Consider the following 21,993-nt stretch of genomic DNA (forward strand, 5'->3'; position numbering starts at 1 on the left):
TCAAATTCTAGAATACTTATATATTTATAAAATATATAATAGGTTAATAAAAGATTATTTTATAACCTATTTCCTGTAGTATCCTATTTTAATTATAAAATTAATGAACAGAAAAACAGCCCATGGGAACTTCTTCCCGTAGGCTGTTTCTATTAGTCCTCAAAATCGCGAGATAAATCCACTTCTTTTAGAGGAACTACTTTTGTTTTATGTTTTGCTTTATACCATAAGTATACAGCGAAGAATACTGGAAGACCAATATAAGCAACGGATACTCCGTACCAGTCAATACTTTCACCCATGAAGGCTGTATAGTTTTGACCAGCAATAATGATCAAACACAATGCCAAGGCAAACAATGGACCAAATGGGAACCAAGATGCTTTGTAAGGCAATTTGGATACATCATGACCTTGTGCCACATAAGCACGTCGGAAACGATAATGTGCAATCGCAATCCCTACCCATGTGATGAATCCACTCATACCACTGATATTAATCAACCAAGTATAGGCTTGACCTTCCCCAATTAAAGATGTTAAGAAAGCAAACAAACCAAAGGCTGCTGTTGCTAACAATGCTGGAATTGGCACACCACGTCGGTTAATAGAACTAAATAATTTTGGTGCATCTCCTGATTTAGATAATGCGTATAACATACGTGTAGAGGAGAATAAACCAGAGTTACCAGCGGACAATACAGCGATCAACAAAATAGCATTGATGAAATGTGCCGCCCAGTCAAATCCAAAACGGTCAAATACCAATGTAAATGGACTAATGGACACATTTTCTACAGAACTGTTCAATAAATTTGGATCATTGTAAGGGATTAAAAAACCGATGACTGTGAAAGAACCAATATAGAACAGTAAAATACGCCAGAAAATAGAGTTAATAGCTTTAGGAATATTTTTTTCTGGATCCTCAGACTCACCAGCAGCAGTACCGATTAATTCTACCCCTTGGAAAGAGAAACCAGCAATCATAAAGATAGCTAAGATAGAGGAGAATCCCCCTACAAATGGAGCCTCTTCGATAGTCCAGTTATGGAATCCTGGAGATTCAGTACCAACCCCAAGAATCAATAAAGATCCTAATAATAAGAATACAATAACAGTAATAACCTTGATGCTAGAGAATAGATATTCACTTTCACCAAAAGAACGAGCTGATAAATAATTCAACACAAACAGAATCAATAAGAACAAAGCAGACCAAACAATAGCTGGCACATCAGGAAACCAGTATTTCATGATGAATGCACTGGCTACCAATTCAGCTGCTAATGTAATAGCCCAGTTAAACCAAAAGTTCCAACCTAAGGCAAAGCCCAAAGCTTTATCTACATAGCGAGAGGCATGAGTACCAAAAGAACCAGATACTGGCAAATACGTAGTCATTTCCCCTAAACTAGTCATCAAGAAATATACCATGATACCGATGAAGCTATAAGCAATTAACGCGCCACCAGGACCTGCTGTACTCACTACTTCACCACCGGCTACGAATAAACCTGTACCAATAGCACCGCCTAAGGCAATCATATTCATGTGGCGGGATTTCAAACTTCTTTTTAATTTGTTATTTTCCATGAGACTTCTCCTTATAAGTCAAGATTTCGTACATATTCTGCATTATCTTCGATAAATTTTCGACGAGGCTCTACCTTATCCCCCATCAAAACGCTAAATATCTTATCTGCTGCAATACTGTCTTCCATGCTGACTTGTAGGATGGTTCTATGTTCAGGGTTCATAGTTGTATCCCATAATTGTTCTGCATTCATTTCACCAAGACCTTTATATCGTTGGATCGTAATGCCTTCACGGCCAATTTCATCCAATCTATCTGAAAGTTCTTGGTCACTGTAGGCATACCATTGTTTTTGACCTTTTTTAATTTGGTACAACGGTGGTTGTGCAATAAATACATGACCTTCTTCAATCAATGGTCGCATATAGCGATAGAAGAATGTCAATAATAAAGTACGAATGTGTGCGCCGTCCACGTCCGCATCTGTCATAATGATGATTTTATTGTAACGGCTCTTCGTAATATCAAAGTCTTGTCCGATACCTGTACCAAAAGCAGTAATCATAGAACGAATTTCTGCATTGGCTAAGATTTTATCGAGACGAGCTTTTTCTACATTTAGAATTTTACCGCGCAATGGTAAAATTGCTTGGTAACGGCGATCACGACCTTGTTTTGCGGTACCACCCGCAGAATCACCTTCGACAAGGTAAATCTCTGTCATAGTTGTATCTTTTTCAGAACAATCTGCCAATTTACCAGGTAAGGAGCTCACTTCTAACGCATTTTTACGGCGTGTCAATTCACGAGCTTTACGGGCTGCTTCACGAGCACGACTCGCATTGGTTGCTTTTTCGATGATTTTCTTCGCTTCTGCTGGATGCTCCTCTAAAAAGACACGCAATCCATCAGACACGATAGTATCTGTAATCCCTTTGACTTCGCTATTACCTAGTTTACCTTTTGTTTGGCCTTCAAATTGTGGTTCCAATACTTTTACGCTTACCACAGCTGTCAAGCCTTCACGCACGTCTTCCCCAGTCAAGTTGCTTTCATTTTCTTTCAAAATGCCAGCCTTGCGACCATAATCATTTAAGGTACGTGTTAAGGCTGTACGGAAACCACTCAAGTGCGTACCACCATCAATGGTGTTGATATTATTAACGAAGGACAAAATCGTTTCGCTATAACTATCGTTATATTGTAATGCCACGTCTACTACCACATCGTCACGAGTATTATCGATGGAAATAACACTTGGTGTGATAGCTTCTTTCGCTTCATTTAAATATTCAATGAATTGTACTAAGCCACCTTCATAATGGAAACTTTCACTGCGACCTTCTCCACGTTTATCAGACAAAGTAATACGTAAACCTTTATTTAAGAACGCCAACTCTTGTAAGCGAGTTTTTAATACATCAAACTCAAAGATGGTGGTTTCAAAAATTTGTGCATCTGGTTTAAATCGTACTGTCGTACCTGTGCGATCCGTCGTACCGATTTCTTTCAAATCAGACGTTTTATTACCACGTTCAAAGGAAATTTCTTGAATTTTTCCATGTTGGTATACATCGACAATAGTCCACTCACTTAAAGCATTTACTACGGAAATACCTACCCCATGAAGACCACCGGACACTTTGTATCCACCACCGCCAAATTTACCACCTGCATGAAGTTTGGATAATACTAGTTCTACCGCAGGCATACCTTTTTCATGCATTCCTGTCGGAATCCCACGACCATCGTCAATAACTTCAATACTATTATCTTCACAAATGGTCACTTCAATATGCGTTGCATACCCCGCTAGGGCCTCATCCACACTATTATCTACAACTTCATACACCAAGTGATGTAATCCACGGGCAGATGTGCTACCAATATACATACCAGGTCGCATACGAACGGCTTCTAAGCCTTCGAGGACCTGTATATTACCGGCATCATAATTTGTTTGTTCTGCCATCTGACATCCTCCTACTATTTATATAATGACATCCCATACTGGTCACCATATTCTATATAATACATTCTATTATACAATACTTTACTATCTCTGTGAAAGTCTAAGCCTTTATTTCACTTGCATTTTATCTGTTTCGTTCCAACGATACTTATTTGTAATATTTACAACTTGTTCATAAGACAATTCTTCTTGCGATTTCGATGTAATTAACATAGTAGCCCAATACATATCATTCGCATCCGTAGATCCTTGGAACAAGCGAGTTAAATAATAATAAATACTTTCTTCTTTTGCCACTTCATACCATTCATAGGTGCACCAGGGAGCAATCACTTTCATTTGGTCATACTTATAATGGGGATAATCCTTCAATAAACCTTTTACCGTACGAATGATATGTCTATACTTTTTATATTCACACTGAGGGCATACCTTCGCAGAACCTTCCGATTGCCAACGACCACAGGTAGGACATTGATGAAAATGTTCTTGCTGTAGTACAAACTCTTTCTTCGCTTGCTCCATACGTGTTTGTAACACCTTTTGTCGAAGTTCCTCATGGCGAATCACAAGAACAGATTTTTCTATACTTTGTACAATCTCAAAGGGCAACACAATTTGATGAAAGTCTATGATTTCCTCATAAACAGGTGTCATATCTAAGGCATCCCCTGATACAAGTTGATCTTGTAAAGCACGTCGTGGGAGTTGTACTTTGATATCTGTAATAATAGATTCTCCATAATACTCACGCAATGCTTCCAATAACTGTGGTTTGCGCATAGTCATCTCTTGCATCCATACAGTATGACCAATTTCAACTACGATAACAGGTGGCTTTATGTGCACTAATTTTGCTTGTCCATTCACCATAGGTCCTACGACAGATTCCCAATCATGATAGAGTTTCATAAGTCGATACATTTCATAAATGCCTAGTTCTTGTAACATAGCATCACGAAGATCCATTACTCCTGTAAAAGATTCTAGATTACTCTCCATGTATCATTTCCTCCGTCAAGTCTATATACTGCACCTTGTCTAAGTCCATTGTATCTGTTGTATCAGTAGTAGTAATAATTGTCTGTACACGTTTATGAATGAATTTGATTAAATTAGATCGACGTTCCTGATCTAATTCACTGAGTACATCATCTAATAGTAAAATAGGATATTCTCCTACTTCCGATTTAATATATTCTAATTCACTTAACTTAACTGATAAAATTGCTGTCCGTTGTTGTCCTTGTGATCCAAATCGTTTTAAATCCATAGAACCTGAATAAAAGATAATATCATCACGATGAGGTCCCACTGATGTTTGTAACCGTCGCCGATCCTCTGATAAATTTTCTTGTAAAGCCTGTAATAAAGCATCTTTTGTTACTAATAGTTGTTTCTCACTATAAGGTTGAGTATATTGCAATCGTAAATCTTCTTTACCATTGGTTAGTTTCCGATTCATTAAATCCATTAATTGATTTAATTTTTTTAAACTTTCCAATCGTTTTTGAATAATTTGTGAGCCTAATGTAGCTATTTGTTCATTCCAATCTTGTACTGGTACCTTACTCGTATGACTATATTCTTTAAGTATACAATTTCTCTGTTGTACAGCTCGCTGATACATCGTAAGCTGATGATAATATTGAGGACTAGTCTGACTAATTTCCATATTTAAAAAACGACGACGTAAGGAAGGAGTTCCCTTAATTAAATCTAAATCTTCTGGAGAAAAAATGACTGTATTCAAAGTGCCTACTAATTCTTTTTGCGATAGAGGATTATCATGCAAACGAATGACTTTTTTTCCTTGACGCCCCCATTTAATCTGCAACGTATGAGGCGTATCAGCTTTCATAAAGTGAACGATAATACTAGCCTCATCCTCATTCCAAGAAATGACATCTTTCATATCCGATGTACGATGACTATGTCCCATCGTGGCAATATAAGCAGATTCTAGGATATTTGTTTTCCCTTTTCCATTAGGACCATGGATAACAATTATTTCTGGTGTGAAAGTAATAGTTTTATGACGATGATTGCGAACATGTATGAGTTCCAATTCAGTCACATACACAATTAAGCCTCCTTCACCACAGTAATTCTTATTTCATTAGCAATGGTTACTACATCATTAGGATAGATTTTTTTACGTTTTTCTGTAACTACTACATCATTTAAAGTGATTTTATTTTCTTCTAATAACACTTTAACTTGACCACCTGTTGATAATACATTGGCATATTTTAACAGTTGATCTAATTGAATATACTCTGTATGAATGGATACAGTTTCTTGATTCATAATTTCCTCTTTTCTCTTAATTATGTGTATGAACTGGTGTTACCACATAGGTGTAATGGTCATTATTATCTTGACGAATTACCATAGCCCCTTGTTCTTGTAAGTACATATGAATTCTTTCACCTGTGCTATGTTTCAATAATTCATCTATATATTTACCGTTAAAATTAATAGTGAAAGGATTTCCTTCAAAGGTACATAAAACAATATCTTTTACCATACCAATATCAGCACTTTGAGAACTTAATGTAACTTGATTCTCTTCCCAGTCATAGCGAATGGCAGAATAACTCATATCTTTCGCCATAAAATAGACACGATCTAAGGAACTAGCAAATTCACGACGATTTAAAATAGCACTAGCATCGAATTTAGCAGGAATAACACGTTTATAATCAGGATATGTACCTTCAATTAATCTTGAAATAATATACACAGTATCAAATACAATAGCTACTTGATTTCTATTCCAAATTAATTTAACCATAACAGGTTGATCCGATGGTAATACTCTGGATACTTCTTCTACAGTGCGTTTTGGAATAACAATACGCATTGGGTTTTCAAGAGCTGCATCTAAGGTTACTTTTTTAACAGCCATACGATGTGTATCAGTGCCTACCATAGTAAGCTCATTGCCTTCAATTTCCACTAAGGTACCACAGAAGATAGGCCGATCTGTATCCGTAGAAGTAGCATATACAGTTAAGTCGATTAATTGTTTTAGCTGTTCTCCGTCAATCATAATACTATTATCATCTTGGATTTGTTCCACCAAGGAAAAATCTTCTACTTGCATAGTCACAAGTTTAAATTCAGAATGATCGGATTTAATCTGTAATTGATTAGAATTGTCTGGCTTATATAATTCTACTTGTTCACCTGGTAATTTTTTTAGAATTTCTTGAAAGTATTTAGAACCTACTACAATAGTACCAGGTTCAAGAATAGTAGCATCTACTTGGGATCTCATTCCAATTTCAAAATCGTTAGCTTGTAATTCTACGTAGTTATCTTTTGTAGAAATGTAGATAGATCCTGGTAAATTAGAGCTTGTTTTATTACTTGCTACACGTTGGAATAGTGACATGGCTTTCACTAATTCATGTTTGTTAAATTGAAGTTTCATTATTAACTCCTTATGACTAATATAACTATGTTAAAGTTTTTTATTTAAAGTAGTAGACGTAGTAGTAGGACGCGTGTATAAGTGGATAGGTCCATAAAACTTATAAATTTCAATGTTTTACACATGTTTACAACATTGGGATTAGAAAATTTTATATATCCACATAGTAACAGGTCTATAAATACCTTGTGTGTAAGTGTATGTTTGTTAACAATGTAATCACAAAATGTAAACAAGTTAAACACATACTTATACACAAATTTAATATTACTTTGCTTCTTCTAATTCTTTGCGAATGCGATCGATAGTATGTCGTAAATCTTGGTCTTTTTCTATTTCTCTAGAAATTTTTTCATATGCATGTAATGCGGTAGTATGGTCTTTTTTACCAAAAGCAAAGGAAATTTGAGGGTAACTTTCATTGATTAATTCACGAGCTAAATACATAGCAATTTGGCGTGGATGAGCATATTGCTTATTTCGTTTTTGACTTACTAAATGTTCTAGCTTGATTTTAAAGTAATCTGCTATAAATTCTTGAATATACTTAATGGATAATACAATTTTTTCTGTATGGATGATAAAGTCTTTAATTGCCTTATTTGTAAATTCTACATCAATTGTTTCTAATCGATTTGTAATAGCCGCTTGTGTAATTAATGTTTCAAAGGCGCCTTTTAGTTCACGAATATTTCGCTTATTAAAATACTGTGCAAATAGGTGGATAACCTCTTTTGGAACATATAAGGTTGGGTATTCACTACGACGATGATCGATTTCCTCATGGATGATGGCTTCAATCATCTCAGGATTTGGTGCTTCAATTTCTACAGTAAGACCACTGTTGAATCGTGTGATTAAGCGTTCTTCCATTTCTTTATAATCTTTTGGTGGTTTATCGCTAGACAGGATAACCGCTTTATTGTGACTCAATAAATGATTGAAGGTATTAAAAAACTCTTCTTGCGTCGTTTTCTTATTTTTTTCTTCTAAGAATTGTACATCGTCAATGATGAGTACATCGATATCTCGGAAGTTACGACGGAATTGATCCGGTGTTTTTGTCCGTAATGATTCAATGAAACTATTCATAAAATCTTCACTGGTAATAGACATAATTTTAGCAGATGGATTGAGGGCTAAAATTTCATTGCCAATAGCATGCATTAAATGGGTTTTACCAAGACCAGATTGACCGTGAATATATAGTGGATTGTAACGAAGTCCTGGATTTTCAGCTACTGCTTTCGCAGCACTGAAAGCCATACGGTTAGAATTAGATTCGATGTAATTATCAAAAGTAAAAGCACGATTTAGATGTGATTTTGAAGAACTACTCATGTTTCGTTGTACAGGTGGTGCTGGTGGTATAGGAGAGGTTGTTTTAGAAGCAAATAAATCGGCAGGGACTGGTCTTTGAATGCCTTGTGAAGGAGAAGTATTTCTTTGAATGATGACAGGAGAATCATAACTAGGACGGCTTACTCCTTCTGGTAATACTTCATTATACTCTTCTGTATCCCAAGGAGGAGGGATGATAGGAGATGGAGAGCTTTCCATTGTTGTATCTTCAATAGAAGGCATATCGATAGGCGGCATAGGGGGAATCTCTGTAGGAGGTGTACTCATCTGTTCCGCAGGAGATGCATTTACCGTTGCCGTATCTGTTAAATAGTCGATGGTCTGCAAGGTAGGGAGTAAACTTTTTGCTGCCTCTACGATTTGGTTATGGACTAATGGGGTTTGAATATATTTTAGCTTGCTAGGATCCATAACAAATAAGGTCAAAATAGTAGATGTCATAGAATAGGGCATCAATGAATTAACAACCAAGGAATCCCACATTTGCTGGGGCATTTTCGTTTTTGTTTTTTGCATCACTTGGTCCCATAGGGAGTAAAGATCTAAGTCACTCATAATAAACCTTCCTGCATGTGTATAAGAATTATTTGTCCACATCATCATAATGTGGATAACTAAAAATTAGACAAAGAAAAAGAGTTCATAAACAAGATAATAAGTAGAATTGTTTCTATCCACAATAATGTGAATAAGTCAGTGGATAACATGTGAAAAATAAAAATACTTGTTTATAACCCTTCGTTGGTGTATATCATTATTATACCAAAAACTTTTTTGCTTTACTATGCATTCTCTGGGATTCATTTTTACTTTTCTATAGTTCTTCCCAAAAATCTTTACTTATTACTATAAAAGTTATAATGAAAGTAAAGAATTTAGCATAAGGAAATAAAGAGTATCATAAACGATATGAGATATTTATAGATGTATATAGATATCTATTACAACAATATTACATATCGTTTATATATATGCTATTAAAAACAAGGTTTATATTGACAGAATTAGGGTTTATACATATAATTACTATGTTATGGTATACGAAAAAATAAACCTATCATGAGGAGGTGTTGTTGTAATGAAACGTACTTACCAACCAAATACACTTTGGAGAAAACGTACTCATGGTTTCCGTGAACGTATGAAAACCATCGGTGGCCGTCTAGTATTAAAACGTCGACGCGCTAAAGGCAGAAAACGCTTATCTGCATAATCAAATATACAGCTAGAGAACTTGGCCGCAGAGCCAAGTTTTTCTGTATGTACGGTATTAAAGGATAACTATGAATAGTTTAACAAAAGATAGAAGAATACGGAAAAACAATGAATATCAATTAGTGTATAAGCACGGTCGCTATGAAGTGGGACGTCTTTGTGTAGTCTATCATATGCCAGTGGCAAAGCAAAAAAGTAAAATTGGTTTCGTCACAGGTAAAAAAGTAGGTGGCGCAGTACAGCGCAACAGAGCACGACGTTTGATGAAAGAAGTGTATCGTCTGCATCAACATGAATTGCGCGAAGGTCATCATATTGTAGTTGTAGGTCGAGGTTATTTAGCCAATGCTACGTATGAACAAGCAGAACGTGAAATGATGCGTCTATTCAAAAAATGTAAATTATTAAAGGATAGAAACTAATGGGTATTAGTAAACTTGTAAATTACTTGTTAATTGGATTAGTTCAGTTCTATCGATATGCTCTATCTCCTTTAAAGCCTAGTACTTGTCGTTTTTATCCCACCTGTTCGATGTACATGTTGCAAGCATTGCGACGGTATGGACCTTTAAAAGGTAGCTATTTAGGCATAAAACGGATTTTGAAATGCCATCCCTTTCATAAGGGTGGATATGATCCTTTGCCGTAGCACAGTTTTGGAAATACCTGAGTACCTGTATGGATGAAATATAGACCATACCATAACGTATATGGGTACACAAAGGTGTATACTACAGAAAACAAAAAAAGGAGTAGACATGGAAATCTTTCAATATTTAGTAGATTTTATGAGAAGCCTTGTGGAATATTCGTTTTTGGCAACAAAATCGATGGGCTTCCCAAGCTATGGTATCGCGATTATTTTGCTTACCATTGTTATTAAACTTATATTAGCACCGTTAACACAAAAACAAGTGCAGTCTATGAAAGGTATGGCTGATTTGCAACCAAAAATGAAAGCCATCCAAGACAAATATAAGGACAATCCACAAAAAGCACAGCAAGAAATTATGAAAATGTACAAAGATTTGGGTATCAATCCATTAGCTGGTTGTTTACCACTTCTTGTGCAAATGCCATTCTTAATTGCTATTTTCTATGCATTGCAAGGATATCCATATGATCCTCAATATGCGCAATTCTTATGGTTACCAAATTTGAGTGATCCAGATCCAATCTATGTATTACCAGTGTTATCTGCCTTGTCTACTTATATCATGAGTAAACAAACATCTGCTAGCGGTGGTAATAATCAACAAGCAAAGATTATGAATATTTTCATGCCATTATTCATTGGCTATATCAGTTTAAACTTTGCTAGTGGATTGGTAATTTACTGGGTAGTTTCAAATCTATTCCAATTAGCACAACAAACATTAATTTATCGTAATAACAAATAGGAGGCTAGGCATGGATTACATTGAAGTGTCAGCAAAAACGATTGAAGAGGCAACTTCACAAGCAACAGCCCAAATTGAATCTCAAGGTCGTGTTGTTACGTCTGTGAAAGTGTTAGAAGAGCCATCAAAAGGTTTTTTAGGCTTTGGCAAAAAAGATGCTCTTGTTCGCGTATATTTTGAAGAAGGTACAGCAGAACATATTGCTGTTGCAGAAAAAGTAGTACCAGTTGTGGAAATTATTACAGAAACAACAGTAGACACTGTGGAAACAGTGGAAACTGAAATTCCTGTGGTAGTTGAAGATGGTATTACTAAAGCGGAACAAGATTTCATTGCCGATACAGGTAAAGAATTTTTATTAGGCATGTTTGGAAAGATGGGTTTATCTGTACAAATTGAAAAATTGACTACAAAAGATAAAATCACATTCCAAGTACATGGGGAAGATTTAGGTATTTTGATTGGTAAACATGGTCAAACATTAGATGCCATCCAATACTTAACAAACCTTGTGGCTAATAAGGAAGTTCACCGTCGTTGCCAAATTGTTGTGGACGTGGAAAATTATCGTTCCCGTCGTGAAGAAACGTTAATTCAATTGGCACATCGCTTAGGCGCTAAAGTACGACGTACACGTCAAAAAATTGCCTTAGAACCAATGAATGCTTTCGAGCGAAAAATCATTCACGTAGCATTGCAAAACGAAAAACATATCAAAACAGATAGCGAAGGACAAGAACCATATCGTCATATTGTGATTTATTACAAACGATAGACTTCTACTATATATCATCAACTTTTATATTGATGTATATGCATATCTGTAGAGATGACAATAGATGATTTGTGGCATATAGTAACAGATTATCTATAACTATGAAGAGGGCCCTTCGGGGTCCTTTTTCTTAGAAATATAGAAAAAAGCTATGAGTTGAATATATAAAATCAACTCATAGCTTTTTTAGTTTAAGGGGCTGTTTTGTTACAGCCCCTTTTTATATGGTGTATATATTAAAAAGAAATAATATAGTTATTAGGTTTTATATAGCTATTTAGTGGTTCAGTTATATCCACGGTTATTAATTTCCCATAGGGTGATACTGATATTGTCAAGATCAGTTCCTACTGTCTACAGACTCTTTACGGCTCGATGGGGAAATAATCCGCAGGGACGGGGGCAAGGATGCCAACAAAGACAAAGTCCTTCGTGCCTGTATTTTTCATCCCGTGGCACATGCCCTTCGCTGAGACGATGACATCGCCCTTCGCGATGGGGTGCTCCTCTCCGGGGGTAGGGTAAAAGACGCCCTCTCCCTCAATGCAAATCCATATATCATCTGCATTGGCGTGACCGTGCGGCTGAATCGTCTGCCCAGGCTTTATGACCCAGACGACACCGCTCGTTGACTCCGTGCTGTAGATTGGCGTGCGCGTTGCGACATTGCCCGCCTTTGCCACATTTGCCACGCGAAAACGTCGCGTTGCAAAATCGTTTGTGATTTCATTTACCATGATGTTTGCTCCTTTCAAAAATTCGTATTTTATATCGTTTTAGGGTGCTCAGTTAAAGTAATCATCGTCATATCCTTCGCTATTCAACTTCATTTTACAACAAACCAATCCTTATGACAACAATGGGATTTGATATTGTCAAGATCAGTTGACAAATTTTCTTTAGAAGAATACAAATGCTGTAACTCTTTATAGTCTAATTCCTTCAATACAGCATCGAGTAACCGCATAGGAGCTGTTTCTTTTATCATCAACATGCCATAATCCAATGGTAAAACTAGTTGGCGAGGCATTACTAGTTTAGTATAATTAAATTCATTGGTATATTATTTCTTCACATAAAAGGTGGCTTTCCCTTTTCCGTGTCGTTCAATGTACTTTTCTTCTACTAATTGTTTCAACATATTTTCTATGGTGGATTTACTTAGGATTGGAACTGCATTCAATACTTTGAATCTTTGCAATTTCCACTAGTGTATTTAGCACAGCAGGCTTTTGTTGTATAAATAGTTCCTGTTTTCCTTTGTGTTCATGGATCTGTACTAATAAATTAATAATTTCACTATCCCATAGAGTATTTTCATAGAGTGAATAATTAAAGGTTTTCATTTGCCTACTCCTTTCTGTATTCGCCTAATTATACCATATTTTTAGGCGATTTAATATTATAATAGGCGAATCAATAGCAAATTCTAGTAACTTTCAATACAACTCATATTGCACGATAGAATCGTTAAGCAAACAAAAAAAGCACGGCATAAACCGTGCTCTTTTTTATAAGATTCAATTATACATTCATGTTAGCTGCTTTACGAACATAGAACCAGTAACATACAAATACTGTTACGATGTTGAACGCAAGTAATACTGCAAATGCTGGGTGGATACTTCCAAATGTTGTGTATACATAGCCAAAGATTTTTGGTGTAATGAAGGCACCGTACGCCGCTACAGCTGCTACGAAACCAGCAATTAAGGAAGATTGTAATCCATCTGTGAAGATGTGAGGAATCATACGGAATGTAGATCCTGTTACGAAACCGCAGGATACGAACATTAATACAGTCATTCCAAAGAAAAAGTCGAAGTGATGCATATCCACGCCTACAGCGATTAATACAGTAGTGATACATAAACCAATCAAACCGATGAAAGTAATTTTTGTACCGCTATTGATTTTGTCAGCTAACCAACCACCTACTGGACGAAGGCTGGCAGATACTAAAGGTCCCACGAATGCGATGTGAGCAAATGGAATTTCAGGGAACTCTGTTTTAACAAGTAGACCAAGTGCTGCTGCATATCCAGAGAAGGCACCGAAGGAACATGTATATAACAATGTCATAGCCCATGTGTGTTTGTTGCTAAAAATTTGAGCCAGCGCTTTAGGATTAGGTTTTGCTAGTGGCAAGTTATCCATGTAACGAGTCATGCACGCTAAGATAATTACTAAAGGCACAATCCACATAAACGCCGCGTTGGCTAAGTATACTGCATTGCCTTTAACGATAGCTGGTGTGACACCGAAGATATTACCTAATGTAGCAGAACCCATAGCGAATGGAGCTAAGAAATAGATAACGGAGATCCCAAGGTTACCAATACCACCATTAATGCCAAGAGCGGTACCTTTTTCAGATTTAGGGAAGAAGTTACCGATGTAAGCCATGGAGGAGGAGAAGTTACCGCCGGCTAAACCGATCAAAGCTGTTAAGATCATGAATGTTTCATAAGATGTTGTTGTATCTTGTACAGCATAGCCTAACCATACTACAGGTACTAATAAAATAATTGTAGAAATAAAAGTCCAGTTTCTACCACCTATTAAAGCTGGCATGTAAGTATAAATAAAACGGAATGTAGCACCTACTAAACCTGGGAAGGCAGCCAGTGTAAATAACTGTTCTGTTGTGAAATGGAATCCAGCTCCATTTAATTGTGCTGCGATGGTTGACCATAAATACCATACGCAAAATGATAACGTTAATGCAATGGTAGAAACTACCAAGTTTTGTTTAGCAATTTTTTTGCCAAACTTTTCCCAAAATTCGGGATTTTCTGGTTGCCAGTTCGCAATAATTTCTTTGCGGCTCGCACCCACTTGAGGCATTTTCATCTCTGACATGAGAACACTCCTTTAATCCTTTCAACGTACAACTTGTGATACTTTTTGTATCACAGTAAATCGAAGACACAAATTAGTATAAAAAAATATTGACTTATGCCATACTTTCATTATAATATGTGCCTAAAATCACACACTTATTATATAAGATATAATATAATGTGAATGTGATAAAAAGCACAACTTATATAATTATTAATAAGTTATAATAGTAACATAGCGCAAAATTTAAAATGTAATTGAGAAATTGATATAGCTAAGTTTATATCAACTTCATAAGTATGGGATGTTACTGAAAGATGTATGGTGACAGTATGGAACAGGAGTTAATCAATAAATTGCTAGCATTGCCAGGTGAAGTAATTCATCTGAAAAAAGGAGAATTTTTATTTCACGAAGGCGATAAGGCAGAACATTTTTATATCGTTCAGAGAGGGCGCCTCAGTATTAAGAAATTTGAATCCACAGGACATATTTTTGCATTACGATTAGTAGGTAAGAATAATGTGCTTGGGGAAATTCCTTTGTATGAGACGAATACGAGATCGTATGTATTTAATGCCATTGCAAGAGAAGATTGCTCAGTCTATTGTATACGTTACGATGTATTAGAACCTGCCATTGCTAAGGATCATTCCTTAGCCATTGCGATGATGAAGATTTATACGCTTCATATGCGTCGACAACAAGCTAAGTATAGAGACTTATTATTATACGGTAAGAAAGGTGCATTTTATTCTACATTATTGCGTTTAGCTAATAGTTATGGTGTTAAGCGGGATGACGGTATTTATATCGACATTGCATTAAGCAACCAAGAGTTAGCTGAATTTACTGCCACATCACGGGAAGGTTTAAACCGCATGCTAAGTGAGTTACGAAAGTTAGGCTATGTAGCCTATGATAAACACCATCTGGTAATCTGTGACTTTGATGCATTAATCGATTTGCTAGATTTAGATATAGAAACTATCGATCCTAATATTAGCAATATCGAATGATTAAGGTTATCCCCCCTTGCTGTGAGCACTACGAAGGCAAGGGTTTTTTTGTATTTTTAAGGAGGACATGAGATGAGTCTTTTATCTCAAAAATTTAAGTTTCTTCGCAAGAAGGACGTATCTCCAACAGGCCATCAAATCACAGAAGAAGGTGGTCGTGAATGGGAAAATTTTTATCGTGACCGTTGGTCCTACGATAAAGTAGTCCGCACCACACATGGCGTAAACTGTACTGGTTCTTGTAGCTGGAATATTTACGTAAAAAATGGTGTTGTAGCGTGGGAAAATCAAGCAACTGATTATCCTAAAACACCAGATGATATGCCAGATTACGAACCACGTGGATGCCCTCGAGGATCTACTTTCTCTTGGTATTTATACAGCCCACTACGCGTAAAATATCCATATGTACGTGGTGAATTGATCGAGCTTTGGAGAGAAGCGAAGAAAACTGCTAAAAATCCTATCGAAGCATGGAAATCTATTGTAGAAGATCCTGAAAAAGCAAAACGTTATAAATCTGCTCGTGGTATGGGTGGCTTTGTACGTTCTACTTGGGATGAATCTACAGAAATCGTAGCAGCTTCCTTATTATATACAGCAAAAACATATGGTCCAGACCGCAACGCAGGATTCTCTGTAATTCCAGCTATGTCCATGTTGTCCTATGCAGGTGGTGCGCGTTTCTTGAACCTTATGGGTGGTACTCCACTTTCCTTCTATGACTGGTATGCTGATTTGCCGCCATCAAGCCCACAAGTTTGGGGTGAACAAACTGATACACCAGAATCTGGTGACTGGTACAATGCAGGTTACATCATTACATGGGGTTCCAATGTACCATTGACTCGTACACCGGATGCTCACTTCTTGGCAGAAGTACGTTATAAAGGTACAAAAGTAGTCTCTGTATCTCCTGACTATGCAGAATCCACTACATTCTCCGACACTTGGTTGAATGTAAAAGCAGGTACAGATGCAGCGATGGCAATGGCAATGGGTCATGTCATTCTGAAAGAATACTATGTAGATAAAGAAACTCCATATTTCAAAGAATATGCGAAAGAATTTACTGACTTACCATTCTTAGTACGTGTAGAAGAAATCAATGGTGCTTTACAAGCGGGCCGTTTCTTGAACAATCAAGATTTAGGTAGCACAGAAGATGGCGCTGATTTCCACACTGTCGTTATCGATGAAATTACGAATACAGTAGTGGCACCAAATGGTACATTAGGTGATCGTCATACAAATCCTAAAAAATGGAATTTACGTCTTGAAAACCGTGCAACAGGAGAAAAAATTTCTCCTCGTTTATCTGTCATCGACCAACGTGATTCCGTAGCATTAGTTAAATTACCATACTTCGGTGACGAAGCTCATGAAGGTATTATTGAACGTGCTATCCCTGTTATGACAGTACAAACTAAAGAAGGTCCTGTACAAGTAACAACAGTTTACGACTTGATTCTTGCTAACTACGGTATCGATCGTGGTTTAGGTGGTGAAGTGGCTACTAGCTATGAAGAAGACACTCCATATACTCCAGCATGGCAAGAAAAAATCACTGGCGTAAAAGCAGACGTAGTGATTCGTACAGCTCGTGAGTTTGCTGACAATGCAGAACAAACTAAAGGTCGTTCCATGATTATCATGGGTGCTGGTATCAACCACTGGTATCATGCAGACGTAATTTACCGTACCATCCTTAACTTGATCATGTTCTGTGGTACAGAAGGCGTTAACGGCGGTGGCTGGGCTCACTATGTAGGACAAGAAAAATTACGTCCAGTAGAAGGTTGGGCTGGCATTATGACAGCGAACGACTGGAGTAAAGCACCTCGTTTACAAAATGGTACATCTTGGTTCTACTTTGCTACAGAACAATATCGTTCTGACTGCATCGACCTTGCAGACCGTGTATCTAAATTGGCTACACCTCGTTACAGACACCCTGGTGACTATAACGTGTTGGCAGCTCGTTTAGGTTGGTTGCCGTCTTACCCTACTTTCAACCGTAACTATCAAGATTTAATCAACGATGCTCGTGCTACAGGCGCAGGTACTGAGGCAGAAATTAACCAATACATCGTACAAGCTTTGAAAAACAAAGAGTTGAAATTCTGCGTGGAAGATCCTTCTGCAAAAGAAAACCATCCTCGCAACTTGTTCGTATGGCGTTCTAACTTGATTGGTTCCTCCTCTAAAGGTCATGAGTATTTCTTGAAATACTTATTGGGTACTAAAAATGGTGTGATTGAAGATGAAGATGCACCAGTACGCCCAGAAGAAATCAACTGGCGTGAAGCTCCAGAAACAGGTAAATTAGATCTATTAATCGATATCGATTTCCGTATGGCTTCCACTGCGTTATATTCCGATATCGTATTCCCTGCAGCAACATGGTACGAAAAACAAGACTTATCTTCCACAGATATGCATCCATACGTGCACGTATTCCAAGCGGCTGTAGATTGCGCATGGGACACTAAATCTGACTGGGATACATTCCGTACGTTAGCAGAAACAGTATCTCGCGTAGCAAAAGAATCCGGCTTCACTGAATATGAAGATATCGTAGCGCAACCATTGGGTCATGACAGCCCAGGCGAAGTGGCTCAACCATTGGGTAAAGTATTAGATTGGAGCAAAGGTGAATGTGAACCTATTCCAGGTAAAACAATGCCAAATCTTGTACACGTAAAACGTGACTACAGTAAAATCTTTGAAAAATTCATTGGCTTAGGTCCTAATATTGAAAATAAAGTGGGCGCTCATGGTTTATCATGGGATGTATCTGATGCTTACCAATCCTTATATGAACAAAATGGTACTATCAACCAACCAGGTTTCGTATCTCATGGTCGTCCAAGCATCTATGAAGCGCGTGAAGCTTGTAATGTTGTATTAACATTGTCTTCTTGTACGAATGGTAAATTGGCAGTTCGTTCCTGGCAAGCAATGGAAGAAAAAACAGGCTTAACAGATCTTCAAAAGAATGCAAAAGGTCGTGAAGAAGAACGCATTACCTTTGAAGATATGGTTCGTCAACCACGCTTTATTATTCCATCTGTAACAAGTACAGGTAAAAATAATAAAGACCGTCGTTACTCTCCATTTACAACATCTACTGAGGATAAAGTTCCATTCCGTACTATCACAGGTCGTCAATCCTTCTATTGTGACCATGAAATGATGCGTGATTATGGCGAGGCTATGGCTCTTTATAAACCAGTCTTGTCTTACGCACCAGTGAAAGGTGATTACGCACAAGAAGGTGTTCCTCAAATTACATTGAAATACTTAACACCACATAATAAATGGTCTACTCATAGTATGTACTTCGATAGCCAACAATTATTAACATTGTTCCGTGGTGGACAAACAATTTGGTTGAACGAAGATGATGCGAAGGAAATCAATGTCCAAGATAATGATTGGGTAGAAGCTTTCAATAAAAACGGTATCGTTGCAGCTCGTGCAGTAGTATCCCCACGTATTCCTCGTGGTATTTCTTACATGCACCATGCCCAAGACCGTCACATCAACGTACCTGCTGCGCAAATCAAAAAACAACGCGGTGGTACACACAATGCACCAACTCACATTCATTTGAAACCAACGCATATGATTGGTGGTTATGGTCAATTAAGTTATGGATTCAATTATTATGGCCCAACTGGCAATCAACGGGATATGACTATTGTGGCTCGTAAAATGAAGGAGGTAGATTGGCTTGAAGATTAAGGCTCAAGTATCTATGGTCCTAAATTTAGACAAGTGTCTAGGCTGTCACACATGTTCTGTCACTTGTAAAAATACATGGACAAACCGCGAAGGTGCGGAATATATGTACTTTAATAACGTAGAAACTCGTCCAGGTGTTGGTTATCCACGTCATTGGGAAGACCAAGAAAAATGGAAAGGCGGTTGGACTGTTGATAGCGATGGAAAATTAGCATTAGCGACAGGTTCCAAGACAAATCGCTTGATGAAATTGTTCTACCATCCAGAACAGCCTGAGTTGAAAGATTACTTTGAACCATGGACATATGACTATGAAACATTGATTCACTCTGGTCGTAAAAATAACCAACCAGTAGCACGTCCTCGTTCTTTAGTGACTAAAGAACGCATGGAAATCAAATGGGGTCCTAACTGGGATGACGATTTGGCTGGTGGTGAACACGCTCGTTCTGATGTGAACTTAGCAAAAATGGGCGAAGATATCGTGTTCGACTACGAAAAAGTATTCATGCGCTATTTACCTCGTCTATGTAATCACTGCTTGAATCCAGCCTGTGTGGCAGCTTGCCCATCTGGTGCGATTTATAAACGTGATGAAGACGGTGTAGTTCTTGTATCTCAAGATGTATGTCGTGGCTGGCGCCATTGCGTACCATCTTGTCCATACAAAAAAATCTTCTACAACTGGGAAACAAATAAAGCTGAAAAATGTGTATTCTGTTATCCACGTTTGGAAAATGGTTTACCACAAATCTGTGCGGAAACTTGCGTAGGTAGAATGCGTTATGTAGGCGTTGTCTTCTATGATATGGATAAAGTAGAAGCAGCTGCGGCTACAAAAGATGATGCGAATATCTATGAAAATACAGTAGATTTGATCTTAGACCCTCATGATCCAGAAGTAGTGAAAGCTGCTCGTGCAGAAGGTATTGGTGAAGCTTGGATTAAAGCTGCACAAAAATCTCCAGTCTACAAATTGATCAAAGAATGGAAAGTGGGTTTACCACTACATCCAGAATATCGTACATTGCCAATGGTTTGGTATGTACCACCATTGAGCCCAATCGTACAACGTATTACATCTGAAGTATACTTACCAGATGCAAATGAAATGCGTGTACCGGTACAATATCTTGCAAATCTATTCACAGCAGGTAATGCAGATGCCTTAGCTCGTGTGTTACAACGTGTATTAGATATGCGTGAATACATGCGTCGTCGTGATGTAGGTGGAGATGCTCCTCAACATCCAGTAGACTTAACAGAAGATCAAATGTATGACATGTACAAATTATTAGCGTTGTCTAAATACAATGATCGTTTCGTAATTCCTACAGATATCAAAGCGTCTCGTGAAGGTCGCGCAGATATGCAACATAAACGTGGTTTTGCCTGTCCTACAGGGGGATGTTAATAATGAATGATGCTCAGAAAATAGCGCTTATCGCGTCATTTCTGCTTCGTTATCCTGATGCTACTTGGTACGATGAATTACAAGAATGGAAGGGGGACGCAACATCTGTTGCGCACCCTCAACTCCGCCAAGCCTTGGTAGAATTCTTCGACTATGTAGAAGAAACACCTCGTAAAGAGTTTGAAGATCAATATGTACGTACCTTTGACTTTAGTCAAAATACAAATATGTATTTATCTACCTATGAATTACAAGGTACAGGGGAACAAGCAGAAGAACTTGTTAAATACAAAGCATTTTTCCTTGAAAATGGCTATGACTTACCAAAAGAAATGCCAGACTTTGTCCCAGCTATTCTTGAGTTATGTGCACTTATCGAAGAAGATAAAGCACAAGAAATTTATGAATACTGTAAACCAAAATTAGAATATATTCGGGAACGTTTCATCGAGGCGAAACTGCCGTATGCATTCTTATTTGATATTATTTTATCTGTTGCAAATGGATTGGAGGACGGTGTACGATGAATTTATTCTTATGGGGCGCCCTGCCTTATATCGCTTTCACCTTCTTTGTCGTAGGGACTCTTGTTCGTTTCTTTTACTTTGAAAGAAATTGGACTACTAAATCAAGTCAATTTTTAGAAAAGAAACAATTGCGTATTGCTAACCCATTGTTCCATTTTGGTTTGCTTTGCGTGATCGGCGGTCACGTGGTAGGGGTATTGATTCCTAAAACTTGGACTGCTATGATCGGTGTGGATGACCACATGTATCACGCTGGTGCTTTATATATGGGTGCTGTAGCTGGTTTCCTATTTATCGTAGGTTTCTTGATGTTAATGAAACGTCGTTTCACAACACCTACATTACGTGCGAACACATCTAAAATGGATGTATGGTTATATGTATTCTTTACACTAGCTATCTTTAGTGGTATGGCTGGTACATTATTGAATGCGTCTGGATTCTTTGACTATCGTGTGTCTATTGGACCTTGGTTCCGTAGCGTATTGATGGCTATGCCAGATCCATCCTTAATGGAAAACGTTCCTGGTATCTTTAAGTTCCATATGCTATCCTGGATGATTGTGGCTATCGTATTCCCATTCAGCCGTTTAGTACATTGCTTAAGCGTACCATTTAACTACTTAGCACGACCATTTATCGTGTATAGAAAAAGAGACCGTCGCTAGGTCGTCACTTGTTCCGCTATGTAGCCTGTGGCGTTTGTAACTGAATATGATAAAGGGAAGAGCACGGCATACCCC

Annotated in this window: 20 protein-coding genes; 10 read left to right on the forward strand and 10 right to left on the reverse strand. The window is 37.5% G+C overall.

Features of this window, described 5'->3' with window-relative positions; all coding sequences use genetic code 11:
- Window positions 1–152: 152 nt before the first annotated feature.
- The 7 genes from EO111_RS07205 to dnaA form a co-directional block, all read right to left on the reverse strand.
- Entirely contained in the window at window positions 153–1,595 is a 1,443-nt protein-coding gene (locus EO111_RS07205; protein ID WP_126941290.1) for an amino acid permease, read from the reverse strand.
- A gap of 11 nt (window positions 1,596–1,606) precedes the next feature.
- Complete coding sequence (gyrB, locus tag EO111_RS07210; RefSeq protein ID WP_127011139.1) at window positions 1,607–3,508, reverse strand: DNA topoisomerase (ATP-hydrolyzing) subunit B; 1,902 nt, start codon at window positions 3,506–3,508, stop codon at window positions 1,607–1,609.
- A gap of 108 nt (window positions 3,509–3,616) precedes the next feature.
- On the reverse strand, window positions 3,617–4,510 hold the full coding sequence (locus EO111_RS07215) for a DUF721 domain-containing protein (RefSeq protein ID WP_127011140.1): 894 nt from the start codon (window positions 4,508–4,510) through the stop codon (window positions 3,617–3,619).
- A complete protein-coding gene (gene recF / locus EO111_RS07220) occupies window positions 4,500–5,591 on the reverse strand; it encodes a DNA replication/repair protein RecF (RefSeq protein ID WP_127011141.1) in 1,092 nt (363 codons plus the stop codon). Before recF ends, EO111_RS07215 begins: the two co-directional genes overlap by 11 nt.
- A 2-nt stretch (window positions 5,592–5,593) precedes the next feature.
- A complete protein-coding gene (locus EO111_RS07225) occupies window positions 5,594–5,818 on the reverse strand; it encodes an RNA-binding S4 domain-containing protein (protein WP_126941295.1) in 225 nt (74 codons plus the stop codon).
- Window positions 5,819–5,834: 16 nt separating this feature from the next.
- Window positions 5,835–6,947 carry a DNA polymerase III subunit beta gene (gene dnaN, locus EO111_RS07230; RefSeq protein WP_062402241.1) on the reverse strand — a complete coding sequence of 371 codons (1,113 nt, stop codon included), beginning with the start codon at window positions 6,945–6,947 and terminating at the stop codon, window positions 5,835–5,837.
- A 267-nt stretch (window positions 6,948–7,214) separates the two neighbouring features.
- Entirely contained in the window at window positions 7,215–8,864 is a 1,650-nt protein-coding gene (gene dnaA / locus EO111_RS07235; RefSeq protein WP_164727622.1) for a chromosomal replication initiator protein DnaA, read from the reverse strand.
- A gap of 523 nt (window positions 8,865–9,387) precedes the next feature.
- On the opposite strand from dnaA, the gene rpmH reads away from it, so the two are divergent.
- The 5 genes from rpmH (at window position 9,388) to jag (ending at window position 11,699) form a co-directional block, all read left to right on the forward strand.
- Entirely contained in the window at window positions 9,388–9,522 is a 135-nt protein-coding gene (gene rpmH, locus EO111_RS07240) for a 50S ribosomal protein L34 (protein WP_004692946.1), read from the forward strand.
- A gap of 70 nt (window positions 9,523–9,592) precedes the next feature.
- Window positions 9,593–9,946, forward strand: coding sequence for a ribonuclease P protein component (gene rnpA, locus EO111_RS07245; RefSeq protein WP_009353996.1), 354 nt, complete (start codon window positions 9,593–9,595; stop codon window positions 9,944–9,946).
- Entirely contained in the window at window positions 9,946–10,173 is a 228-nt protein-coding gene (yidD, locus tag EO111_RS07250; RefSeq protein ID WP_009353977.1) for a membrane protein insertion efficiency factor YidD, read from the forward strand. The genes rnpA and yidD overlap by 1 nt, the downstream gene beginning before the upstream one ends.
- A 109-nt stretch (window positions 10,174–10,282) precedes the next feature.
- On the forward strand, window positions 10,283–10,924 hold the full coding sequence (locus tag EO111_RS07255) for a membrane protein insertase YidC (RefSeq protein ID WP_127011143.1): 642 nt from the start codon (window positions 10,283–10,285) through the stop codon (window positions 10,922–10,924).
- Between the two features lie 10 nt (window positions 10,925–10,934).
- Complete coding sequence (jag, locus tag EO111_RS07260; RefSeq protein WP_127011144.1) at window positions 10,935–11,699, forward strand: RNA-binding cell elongation regulator Jag/EloR; 765 nt, start codon at window positions 10,935–10,937, stop codon at window positions 11,697–11,699.
- Between the two features lie 365 nt (window positions 11,700–12,064).
- On the opposite strand, the gene EO111_RS07265 is transcribed toward jag, so the two are convergent.
- From EO111_RS07265 to EO111_RS07280, 3 genes are all read right to left on the reverse strand, one after another.
- On the reverse strand, window positions 12,065–12,436 hold the full coding sequence (locus EO111_RS07265; protein ID WP_038145013.1) for a cupin domain-containing protein: 372 nt from the start codon (window positions 12,434–12,436) through the stop codon (window positions 12,065–12,067).
- 420 nt (window positions 12,437–12,856) lie between these two features.
- Entirely contained in the window at window positions 12,857–13,045 is a 189-nt protein-coding gene (locus tag EO111_RS07275) for a hypothetical protein (RefSeq protein WP_127011145.1), read from the reverse strand.
- Between the two features lie 178 nt (window positions 13,046–13,223).
- Complete coding sequence (locus tag EO111_RS07280; RefSeq protein WP_009353948.1) at window positions 13,224–14,561, reverse strand: MFS transporter; 1,338 nt, start codon at window positions 14,559–14,561, stop codon at window positions 13,224–13,226.
- A gap of 314 nt (window positions 14,562–14,875) precedes the next feature.
- Between EO111_RS07280 and EO111_RS07285 the strand changes: the two genes are divergently transcribed.
- The 5 genes from EO111_RS07285 (at window position 14,876) to narI (ending at window position 21,918) form a co-directional block, all read left to right on the forward strand.
- On the forward strand, window positions 14,876–15,562 hold the full coding sequence (locus EO111_RS07285; RefSeq protein ID WP_371413133.1) for a Crp/Fnr family transcriptional regulator: 687 nt from the start codon (window positions 14,876–14,878) through the stop codon (window positions 15,560–15,562).
- A gap of 72 nt (window positions 15,563–15,634) precedes the next feature.
- Entirely contained in the window at window positions 15,635–19,309 is a 3,675-nt protein-coding gene (locus tag EO111_RS07290; protein WP_127011147.1) for a nitrate reductase subunit alpha, read from the forward strand.
- Entirely contained in the window at window positions 19,299–20,723 is a 1,425-nt protein-coding gene (gene narH, locus EO111_RS07295) for a nitrate reductase subunit beta (RefSeq protein ID WP_127011148.1), read from the forward strand. The genes EO111_RS07290 and narH overlap by 11 nt, the downstream gene beginning before the upstream one ends.
- A 2-nt stretch (window positions 20,724–20,725) precedes the next feature.
- Entirely contained in the window at window positions 20,726–21,250 is a 525-nt protein-coding gene (narJ, locus tag EO111_RS07300) for a nitrate reductase molybdenum cofactor assembly chaperone (protein WP_127011149.1), read from the forward strand.
- Entirely contained in the window at window positions 21,247–21,918 is a 672-nt protein-coding gene (gene narI, locus EO111_RS07305; protein WP_127011150.1) for a respiratory nitrate reductase subunit gamma, read from the forward strand. The genes narJ and narI overlap by 4 nt, the downstream gene beginning before the upstream one ends.
- Window positions 21,919–21,993 lie beyond the last annotated feature (75 nt).

Origin of the sequence: Veillonella sp. CHU594 (assembly GCF_003992265.1) — a bacterium.
Lineage (GTDB): Bacteria > Bacillota > Negativicutes > Veillonellales > Veillonellaceae > F0422.

Coding starts and splice junctions, on each gene's coding strand:
- rpmH (WP_004692946.1), top strand. CDS start 9,388: ATGAAACGTACTTACCAACCAAATACACTTTGGAGAAAACGTACTCAT.
- dnaN (WP_062402241.1), bottom strand. CDS start 6,947: ATGAAACTTCAATTTAACAAACATGAATTAGTGAAAGCCATGTCACTA.
- EO111_RS07225 (WP_126941295.1), bottom strand. CDS start 5,818: ATGAATCAAGAAACTGTATCCATTCATACAGAGTATATTCAATTAGAT.
- EO111_RS07205 (WP_126941290.1), bottom strand. CDS start 1,595: ATGGAAAATAACAAATTAAAAAGAAGTTTGAAATCCCGCCACATGAAT.
- EO111_RS07275 (WP_127011145.1), bottom strand. CDS start 13,045: ATGAAAACCTTTAATTATTCACTCTATGAAAATACTCTATGGGATAGT.
- EO111_RS07285 (WP_371413133.1), top strand. CDS start 14,876: ATGGAACAGGAGTTAATCAATAAATTGCTAGCATTGCCAGGTGAAGTA.
- rnpA (WP_009353996.1), top strand. CDS start 9,593: ATGAATAGTTTAACAAAAGATAGAAGAATACGGAAAAACAATGAATAT.
- EO111_RS07290 (WP_127011147.1), top strand. CDS start 15,635: ATGAGTCTTTTATCTCAAAAATTTAAGTTTCTTCGCAAGAAGGACGTA.
- narJ (WP_127011149.1), top strand. CDS start 20,726: ATGAATGATGCTCAGAAAATAGCGCTTATCGCGTCATTTCTGCTTCGT.
- dnaA (WP_164727622.1), bottom strand. CDS start 8,864: ATGAGTGACTTAGATCTTTACTCCCTATGGGACCAAGTGATGCAAAAA.
- yidD (WP_009353977.1), top strand. CDS start 9,946: ATGGGTATTAGTAAACTTGTAAATTACTTGTTAATTGGATTAGTTCAG.
- EO111_RS07255 (WP_127011143.1), top strand. CDS start 10,283: ATGGAAATCTTTCAATATTTAGTAGATTTTATGAGAAGCCTTGTGGAA.
- gyrB (WP_127011139.1), bottom strand. CDS start 3,508: ATGGCAGAACAAACAAATTATGATGCCGGTAATATACAGGTCCTCGAA.
- EO111_RS07280 (WP_009353948.1), bottom strand. CDS start 14,561: ATGTCAGAGATGAAAATGCCTCAAGTGGGTGCGAGCCGCAAAGAAATT.
- EO111_RS07215 (WP_127011140.1), bottom strand. CDS start 4,510: ATGGAGAGTAATCTAGAATCTTTTACAGGAGTAATGGATCTTCGTGAT.
- EO111_RS07265 (WP_038145013.1), bottom strand. CDS start 12,436: ATGGTAAATGAAATCACAAACGATTTTGCAACGCGACGTTTTCGCGTG.
- jag (WP_127011144.1), top strand. CDS start 10,935: ATGGATTACATTGAAGTGTCAGCAAAAACGATTGAAGAGGCAACTTCA.
- narI (WP_127011150.1), top strand. CDS start 21,247: ATGAATTTATTCTTATGGGGCGCCCTGCCTTATATCGCTTTCACCTTC.